Here is an 8,255-nt window from a genome sequence, read left to right as displayed (position 1 = left end):
GATCATCCTGAGTTTTAATCTGACTGGCTATTTGATCTACCAGTTTTTCGTTGATTTCAACGCTCATTGTTATTCTCCATTTTGGAGTATTAACGACAAGCGTTTACACAATTTAAATTACATTCCCCTTCAGAAAGCACCTGTGACTCGTCAACGTCTCTTTCTAGTTGATCTGAAGTTGTTTGTGTTGACTCTGAGTTATCTGATTGCTCTCTTGATAAGTCATTAATTTGATCGCTTTCGTCACCGGAAGCTGTCGATTCAAAATTATTAACGAACTCTGGCCCCATCACTACTTGTTGTAACGCCGGAATAGTCAGTGTTTGTCCACTTAATAATGTGATGACAGCGTATTCACCAGAATTGTTATTTATGACCTCATTTAGAAAAATAGGGTCGCCAATGTTTTTGATTTGGATATTTCCATTGGAATCAATGACTTCAATGGCTGAAGAGGCATCGGTGATATATCCTATAATAGGAATATTATTGTTGGAAATCATCAGGTTACCTCTTCCGGTGAGGTGGTGTTCGTCATATTGCAATTTTTGAGTTTATCCAATTAATTGTAGTTCTTTGGTATGAGATATAATTAGTCAAATTAATTATTGGTGTAGATTAATATTCAGATAAATTATATAAAGTGTTGATAAAACGATTTTCCTTAATTGTTTTTTATTTTCTTTTCTATTCTCTTTTTTATTTTCAAATTCTTCCCCTTGTTAATGCTTTGGAAAAGATCGGTGATGCCACTGAGATTATTGAATTGACTGCTGGCAGTTGTGTTAAACGATTTACCACACTGTAATCCTAAGTTTTGGATAATCATCAAAATGATACCGGTTCAGTTTCAATCGGTTGACACAGGGTGATAAATGCCTCTTGGCGTTTGATTTTCAACCCATTTGACTTTGATGGCTAAGTTGCTTCCAGTCTGGCACGATGGGCGGATATCTGCTTTAAGCAGGAGTTATTTTCCTGCTGATTCAGGTGTATGGTATGAGCCAGAACCATATACCCGCTGTTTTTATTGCCACTAAAATAGCTTATTCGGTTGAAATAAATGGTCGAGTAGTAACGTTTGAATAACTTCCATATATCTTTCCCCCCAGCTATTTTCGAGGTTCCCATGGAAACTCACTGGCAAGTATATAAAGCTCGGCTAAAGCACTACATTGCCAAACAGGTAAATGATCGGTCTGTGGTTGAGGATATTTTGCAGGATGTATATATCAAGGCTCATACTCAGCTTCATCGGTTAAAGTCTGAAGAGAGTATAGGCAGCTGGCTTTATCGTATTGCTCATAACACCGTGGTCGATCATTACCGTAAGCAATACCCTGTAGAGGAACTTCCGGAATTTCTTGAAGCCCCCGAGGAGGATGAAGTTGAGCAGGTTCATCAAGAGCTGGCCTGGTGTATAAAGCCAATGATGGATGAGCTACCGGAAAAGTACCGGGTGCCACTGATGATGTCAGAGCTGGAGGGTATGAGTCAGAAGCAGGTTGCGCTAGAGCTGGGCCTATCACTGTCTGGCGCTAAAAGTCGTATACAGAGAGGGAGAGTACTCTTACGAGAACGCTACACAGCATGTTGTGATATTGAGGTTGGGCGTGGAGGGGTAGTGGACTATAAGCCCAGGGCCTCCGGAAATTGTCAAATAGACTGCTTGCCAGACAATGACACCTGACAGCTCGACAGAAAAAATAAAAATAATTTGCGTCCTTTTACAACAACGCGCGCCTCTATAGGCAAGAGCAAATTAAAGTGGCCAGATTAGCTGGCTACTGCCTATATAGAGGTGTTATCCATGTTGAAAGTCATCAGCTTTACTATTTGTCCATTCGTTCAGCGCATCACCGCCATGCTGGAAGCCAAGAACCTGCCTTATCAAGTGGAATATATTAGCTTGAGTGATAAGCCTCAATGGTTTCTGGAGATCTCTCCCAATGGACAGGTTCCAGTCATGATTACGGAAAATGGTACTGCTCTGTTTGAGTCCGATGCCATTGCCGAGTATCTGGAGGATGCCTATCCGGCTCTGCAGGAAGGGTTAAGTGCTGAACAGAAAGCGCTGAATAGAGCCTGGAGTTACCTGGGCACCAAAAATTACCTTCCTCAATGCGGAGCGCAGAGTAGTAAAGATGGCCAGACTCTGAAGGAGCGGACCGAGAAGCTGACAATGGCATTCGCGAAAGTTGAGAAAGTGCTTGGGGAGTATCGGTTTTTCAACAGCGATACGCTGAGTATGGTTGATCTGGCCTGGCTGCCACTGTTGCATCGAGCTCAGATCATTCGAGAGAAGAGCGGCTATGATTTCCTGGCTGGATATCCAAAAGTTCAGGCCTGGCAGGAAGCGCTTCTGGAAACCGGTTTGGCTGAAAAGACCGTATCGAAAGACTTTTTAGAAAAGTTCAGTGATTTCTATTTATCTGAAAAAACATTCCTGGGGCGCTGCAAGAATAATTGTAGTTGCAGTGCTCTTAATCTGGAAGAGAGATGCCAGGAAACCGGTTGTTGTGAACTGGGTGAGGCCAGCAATATGGATATTGGTACAGGCTGTCGTTGTTAAAGGCCATCTACCGGAACAAATTCACCTTGGCCAGCTCAATTAATTCATCACCGTAGCCATTTAAAACCGCCTTAAGGGCGTAGAGGCTAAAGCCTTTACCATAAGCAAGCTCCATTTTGGGTGGCATGCTGATTTCATGGCGGTCGGTGATGACCTCCAGAAGCGATGGCCCTGTGTCGTTTAGCCAACTATCCAGGGCATCGGGCAGCTCTGCTGGCATGTTGACGGTGTAGCTGTGAATGCCACAGGCTGATGCAATGGCCGCAAAACTGGGGTTTTTCAATGTGGTGGCATCGGATACAAAGCCAGCAGATTTCATTTCCAGATCCACGAATCCCAGTGAGCTGTTATTCAATACGGCGATTTTTATGGGAAGCTGGTAGGGTTGTAGCGTTAGCAGATCCCCCATCAGCATTGAAAATCCGCCATCACCACAGAACGCAATAACCTGCCTCTGCCTATCCAGCATCTGTGCACCAATAGCCTGGGCCAGGGCATTGGCCATGGAGCCATGGTTAAATGAGCCGATCAGCCTGCGCTTTCCATTGGTTTGGATATAGCGTGCGGACCAGAGAGTTGGTGTACCCACATCACAGGTGAAAATGGCATTATCTGCAGCTTTCCTGCTGATCAGACTGGCCAGCGTCTGGGGATGAATACGTTTACTCTTGGGTTTAGTGGCAGCCTGTGCATCCAGCTTTTCCCGGGATGACTGGTAATGCTCCTGGCACCATTGTAGAAATTCGTCGTCTGATTTTTTATGGATTTGTGGAATCAGTGCCTTTAGAGCTGGAATAACTTCACTGACAATGCCCAGGTCAACCTGAGTATGACGACCAATGGCCTCAGGAGCCCGGTCAATTTGAATGATCTTTGTTCCCTGTGGATAAAAGTGTCGATAAGGAAACCCTGTGCCAAGCAACAGCAGGGCATCTGCATTGTCCATGGCCTGATAGCCGGATTCAAAACCAATAAGCCCGGTCATACCCACATCATAAGGATTATCGTATTCGATAAATTCTTTCCCCCTGAGGGCATGAACAATGGGAGCGTTGAGCTTTTCAGCCAGAGCTATCACGGCATCATGAGCGCCTTTGCAACCAGCACCGCATAACAGTGTGACTTTTTCGAGTCCATTCAGTAGGTCAGCCGCCAGTTTTATGGACTGAATACAGGGCTCGATTGACGCAGGTTCAGGCGGTTGCCATTTAATGACCGAGTTCTTTGGCATAGATTTCAATGCCACATCACCCGGCAAAATAATAACGCTGACACTCTGTTTTAAAATGGCCTGACGAATGGCTGTTTCCATGACCTGAGGCATTTGGTCGGGAGTCGTTATCTTTTCACAGAATATACTGCAGCCGGCAAATAACTGCTTGGGATCGGTCTCCTGAAAATAATGGGTACCCAGTTCTGATGAGGGGATATCTGCAGCAATGGCAAGAACAGGAACGTTATTACGAAAGCAGTTGTACAGGCCATTAATCAGGTGCATATTGCCCGGACCACAGGAGCCCGCACACACTGCCAGTTGGCCCGAAATCTCAGCTTCGGCTCCAGCCGCAAATGCAGCTACCTCTTCATGGCGAACACCAATCCATTCTATTTCACCATCTGCCCTCAGGCTGTCTGCCAGGCCATTGAGTGAATCTCCGGTAATTCCCCAGATCCGCTGGATACCCATTTGTCGAAACAACTTAACGGTATATTGAGCAATGTTCATGGTTATCCTCGCCACCAACTCAGCAAGTGCAAAAGGGCAAAGGAACCATGCCCATAGAAATACCACTCAATGGCACCAACGCTGATTTTATGAATCTCAAGCAGTGTAGGGGCTGTTGGTGAGATAAAGGTTATGGTTATAAACCAGAGTAAGCCGGTGATTACCGCCAGTAATAAGGCCAGCAGCCCAAGCCCTTCGATGGTTGCAGCCAGGCCACCAGGAGAGGCTTCCGGAAGTTTGAGTGATACCAGTGTTTCTACGTCTTCTTTCAACTGGCTTAAATTGCCTTTCAGCCAGGGGTACAAGTCAGCAACTTGGCGTCGGTGAATGGCAATGACGAAAAAGATAACAGCGGGTAGAAAAAGTGCAGCACCGCCGTATATGTGCAGTTTATCAATGGTGGTGAATTGGGGAGCTAATGTATTGCCATGAATATGCATGCCTAGAGAGGTTGCCAGTTGCCATATCACCCAGGACATAACTAATGCATGGAACCATTTTTCAGATCTGGGTAAATGACGAAAAAGGAAGGATATGCCATGGTATGACTTCTGAAGTATTTCATGGGACTTGATTAGCATCTTTGATACCCGGGAGGTCTTTAAACCTGACCAAAGACAAAATGCGGATCACTTAGCATTTCTTTTGGTGTGCGATAGACATAGTCAGGGTAAAGCTCTGACGCATTCAGCGTTTCCGGGTTATTAATATTGGTCAACTCACCGCTGACATAGCAGACGTAATTAATCTGGGCACGTTCACGGTCAGTCTCCATTCCAGCTTTGGCGGTGATGGCATCAGAGCCCTCTTTCATATCATGCAGGATCGATTCCGTGCTGATGTGCTTCACAGGAAAGTCATGCTCAGGCCAGCTTTCCCCCAGAAGATCCAGCATCTTCTGCTGAGTTAACCGGTTGTGATACAGCTGAATTGCTTTCCCTTCTGTGCGTTCATCAAGTATGGCTTTGGCAGCAATAACGCCAATATCATTGATATGGTGAGTGGTGATGGGTAAGTCCAGATTTCCGAACGTCGTAATCTCATTAAAAAAACGGTAGTTGGGCAAGCAGTAATCCGAATTCAGGCCGGGATAGATCAGTGTTTTTTTCAGCCCCGCCGCTTCTATTTTTGACTGCATGGCTTTCTTTGCATCAAACAGTTCGCTGATGCCGGTTTCCAGGCCAAGGGTATGGCAGCCAAACTCGTTGGGAACAAAACGCCGTACACCCGCTTTTTTGGCAGCATTGAGGTAAAGAGGGTCATTGGTTCGAATACTCTTGGGAAGGCCCCGTGTCACCATCACTACCGTTGTGCAGCCATCAAATAACCGGGTCAGTGCCGCTTCATCGGACGGATCTGAGCAGAAGCCAAGCTCGCAGCCGGCGCTCTTAAGGGTTTCAAGCTTCTGCTCATTCTGTGCTGAAGGTGCCCGGGATATGGCCAAAACGTCGGCGCTTTCAGAGGCGAGATTTAAGGTCAAAGGATGGCCAAACTGACCGGTAGCACCGACAACTGCAACACGAACCCTTTTATTGAAAGTCATTTGCTAATACCACCTGATAATGGCCCCTTTAGAATATCGTAAGTCAGAAGATGAGCACTCCCCGGTGAGGGTAAATAAGTCGAGCCTTTCCTCAGAACTTCAGCTTTTAAGAATAGATGCTTTGAAAGTTAGTTGCCTATCGATCACCAGCATTCTGTTTAATATGAGATATCTAACGCTTCTAAATGGATAGGTTGCTATGAGTATCAAAATACTGGTCGTTTGCCTTTTATCTATGTTTTTCCTACTGGCGAGTTCAATAAAAATTCTTGGCTGGCAAAAGAAGGTTTTCAGTATCCAGCTGGTGATATTTGTTAAGTATGGCCTTAATCGCCAGATAATGTTTCTTGTTGGGCTGGCTGAACTGTTTGGTGCGATTGCTGTATGGTTTCAGGGCTCTTGCATCGGTGTAATAGGAGCTCTGGCTATTTTTACAACATCGTTAGGAGCGATTATCTGCCACTTGATATTCGATACCTGGAAAGATGGGATCCCAGCCATGGTCACTTTTTTACTGTCCACTTATATCTTGAGTACTGACTGGGCATTATTACAGTCATCAATACACAGTATTTTTTAAATTTATACTCTCAGTTGCCCTGTGATAGTGAAGTAATAAGTGTTTTTGGATAATATCGCTCCGGAATAACAATAATAATGATTGTCCGGCGGTTCGCTGGCAGGAGTATCGGGTGTCTCCATCTCTTCCCATTCTCTGGCGTATAAAGCGCTTGTATGTCCGTTTTATGCTGGCCTTTATTGGTCATGGGCTGGCTAAGGCCTGTCGAACTGACAAGGTGATTCAAAAGGAAATCGCATCATTACCCGATGGGTTTACCTTCTCCATGAGTGTTATGCCACGTGGCCCGTCTTTGTACATGAAGAAGAGTGACGGGCGAATAAAGCCGGGCCGCAAAAACAGTGCAGCTAAGCCCGATGTGGATATTCAATTCAAACACCTTGCCCATGCATTTAACACGCTCTCTTTCCAGGAAGGCACAACCGATGCCTTTGCCCGGGAAAGAATGGTGGTTGATGGTGATCTTCCCGCTTCCATGAAGCTGGTTCGCTGCTTTGAACGGCTTGAAGTAGTCACGCTGCCAAAGCTTATCGGCCGTAAAATCATGCGCTATTACCCGGACATTTCATTAAAAGAAAAGCTGGTGGGTGCATTGCAAATCTACTTGGGCGTGTTTGCTGGTTTTGTTATGGGGGTATTTGTGCGATGAGCCGTAGTTATTATGAGTTCTTCAATCCGGTAAAAATCGTTTCAGGAAATGAAGCTCTGGAGCATATCCCCTATGAGCTGGCCAGCCTTGGGGTTAAGAGGCCATTGATTATCACCGATGCGGGGGTGCTTAACGCCGGTTTGATTGAGCCTGTTAAGAGGGCTCTGGTGGTTGGTGAGGTTCCGATGGCGGGTATTTACAGTGATGTTCCACCAGACTCGTCAACCAGTGTCGTATCTGCCATCACTCAATTTTATCGTGAAAACGGCGCGGATGGGATTATTGCTATCGGTGGTGGCTCGGTTATCGACACATCGAAGGCAGTCAACATTCTTGTGTCTGAAGGTGGCAATGACCTTCTGGCATACAGTGGTGTAGGTGCTCTAACTAAACGACTAAAGCCGTTATTTATTCTGCCGACCACTGCAGGGACTGGCTCAGAGGTGACCAAGGTTGCGGTGATTCGAGATGATGCCAGTGGTCGTAAAGTGCCTTATGGCTCGTCATTCCTGATGCCCGATGTAGCGGTTCTTGATCCCCGGATGACCTTGACGTTGCCTCCGCATATCACAGCAGCAACGGCAATGGATGCAATGACCCATGCGATTGAAGCGTTTATTGGTACGGCCAAGAATCCACTCAGTGATGCCTATGCCGTTGCAGCCATTAAAGGCATTCGGGAAAACCTGATTCGAGTGCTTACCGAGCCCAAGAGCAAAGATATCCGGTTGAAACTGGCTGAGTCGGCAACAATGGCAGGCATTGCCTTTTCCAACTCCATGGTTGGATTGGTTCATGCCATAGGACACTCGCTTGGGGCGATAACCCATCTTCCCCACGGAGTCTGCATGAGCCTGATGCTGCCTTATGTGCTGGAATACAACCTTCCCCAGTGCGAAAAGGCTATTGGTGAACTATTGCTTCCCCTGGCCGGTGCTGACTTTTACAGCAAAATCCCTGAAGAGCGACGAGCGGCTGAAACCATTATCTACATTCGAGCAATTCGGGATGAACTGTTTGAGAAAACAGGCCTGCCCCGAACCCTGTCAGAGAGCGGTAAGGTTCAGGAGTCTCAACTGGAAGACATTGCCCGTATGAGTATTGATGATGGAGCACTGCTCTATAACCGGGTTGATGCCAGTTATGAGCAGGTTTTGGGGCTTTTGAAGTCGGCGTGGTAGTACT

The 8,255-nt window shown here is 46.2% G+C and carries 9 protein-coding genes; 5 read left to right on the top strand and 4 right to left on the bottom strand.

Features of this window, described 5'->3' with window-relative positions; all coding sequences use genetic code 11:
- Positions 1-89: 89 nt before the first annotated feature.
- On the bottom strand, positions 90-503 hold the full coding sequence (locus tag AK963_RS09060; RefSeq protein WP_066015138.1) for a hypothetical protein: 414 nt from the start codon (positions 501-503) through the stop codon (positions 90-92).
- Positions 504-1,129: 626 nt separating this feature from the next.
- Here AK963_RS09060 and sigZ point away from each other — a divergent pair.
- Both sigZ and AK963_RS09045 read left to right on the top strand, forming a co-directional pair.
- Positions 1,130-1,690, top strand: coding sequence for an RNA polymerase sigma factor SigZ (gene sigZ, locus AK963_RS09050; RefSeq protein ID WP_066015136.1), 561 nt, complete (start codon positions 1,130-1,132; stop codon positions 1,688-1,690).
- Between the two features lie 120 nt (positions 1,691-1,810).
- Entirely contained in the window at positions 1,811-2,572 is a 762-nt protein-coding gene (locus tag AK963_RS09045) for a glutathione S-transferase family protein (RefSeq protein WP_066015135.1), read from the top strand.
- Between the two features lie 7 nt (positions 2,573-2,579).
- On the opposite strand, the gene poxB is transcribed toward AK963_RS09045, so the two are convergent.
- The 3 genes from poxB to AK963_RS09030 form a co-directional block, all read right to left on the bottom strand.
- Positions 2,580-4,298 carry a ubiquinone-dependent pyruvate dehydrogenase gene (gene poxB, locus AK963_RS09040; RefSeq protein WP_066015134.1) on the bottom strand — a complete coding sequence of 573 codons (1,719 nt, stop codon included), beginning with the start codon at positions 4,296-4,298 and terminating at the stop codon, positions 2,580-2,582.
- 2 nt (positions 4,299-4,300) lie between these two features.
- Positions 4,301-4,777 (bottom strand): hypothetical protein, encoded by a 477-nt coding sequence (locus AK963_RS09035; RefSeq protein WP_202969747.1) that lies wholly within the window; start codon positions 4,775-4,777, stop codon positions 4,301-4,303.
- Positions 4,778-4,899: 122 nt separating this feature from the next.
- The gene (locus AK963_RS09030; RefSeq protein ID WP_066015132.1) at positions 4,900-5,841 is read right to left on the bottom strand and encodes an NmrA family NAD(P)-binding protein; all 942 of its coding nucleotides are present in this window, start codon (positions 5,839-5,841) and stop codon (positions 4,900-4,902) included.
- A gap of 199 nt (positions 5,842-6,040) precedes the next feature.
- Here AK963_RS09030 and AK963_RS09025 point away from each other — a divergent pair, with 199 nt between their 5' ends.
- The 3 genes from AK963_RS09025 to AK963_RS09015 all read left to right on the top strand — a co-directional run bounded on the left by AK963_RS09025 (position 6,041) and on the right by AK963_RS09015 (position 8,251).
- Positions 6,041-6,421, top strand: coding sequence for a DoxX family protein (locus AK963_RS09025; protein ID WP_066015131.1), 381 nt, complete (start codon positions 6,041-6,043; stop codon positions 6,419-6,421).
- Between the two features lie 112 nt (positions 6,422-6,533).
- Positions 6,534-7,070 (top strand): SCP2 sterol-binding domain-containing protein, encoded by a 537-nt coding sequence (locus AK963_RS09020; RefSeq protein WP_083232553.1) that lies wholly within the window; start codon positions 6,534-6,536, stop codon positions 7,068-7,070.
- Positions 7,067-8,251, top strand: coding sequence for an iron-containing alcohol dehydrogenase (locus AK963_RS09015; RefSeq protein ID WP_066015130.1), 1,185 nt, complete (start codon positions 7,067-7,069; stop codon positions 8,249-8,251). The genes AK963_RS09020 and AK963_RS09015 overlap by 4 nt, the downstream gene beginning before the upstream one ends.
- Positions 8,252-8,255 lie beyond the last annotated feature (4 nt).

Origin of the sequence: Endozoicomonas atrinae, assembly GCF_001647025.1 — a bacterium.
Taxonomy (GTDB): Bacteria; Pseudomonadota; Gammaproteobacteria; order Pseudomonadales; family Endozoicomonadaceae; genus Endozoicomonas; species Endozoicomonas atrinae.
Note: the sequence above shows the minus strand (reverse complement) of the source record. Positions and strands in the feature narration are given on the sequence as shown.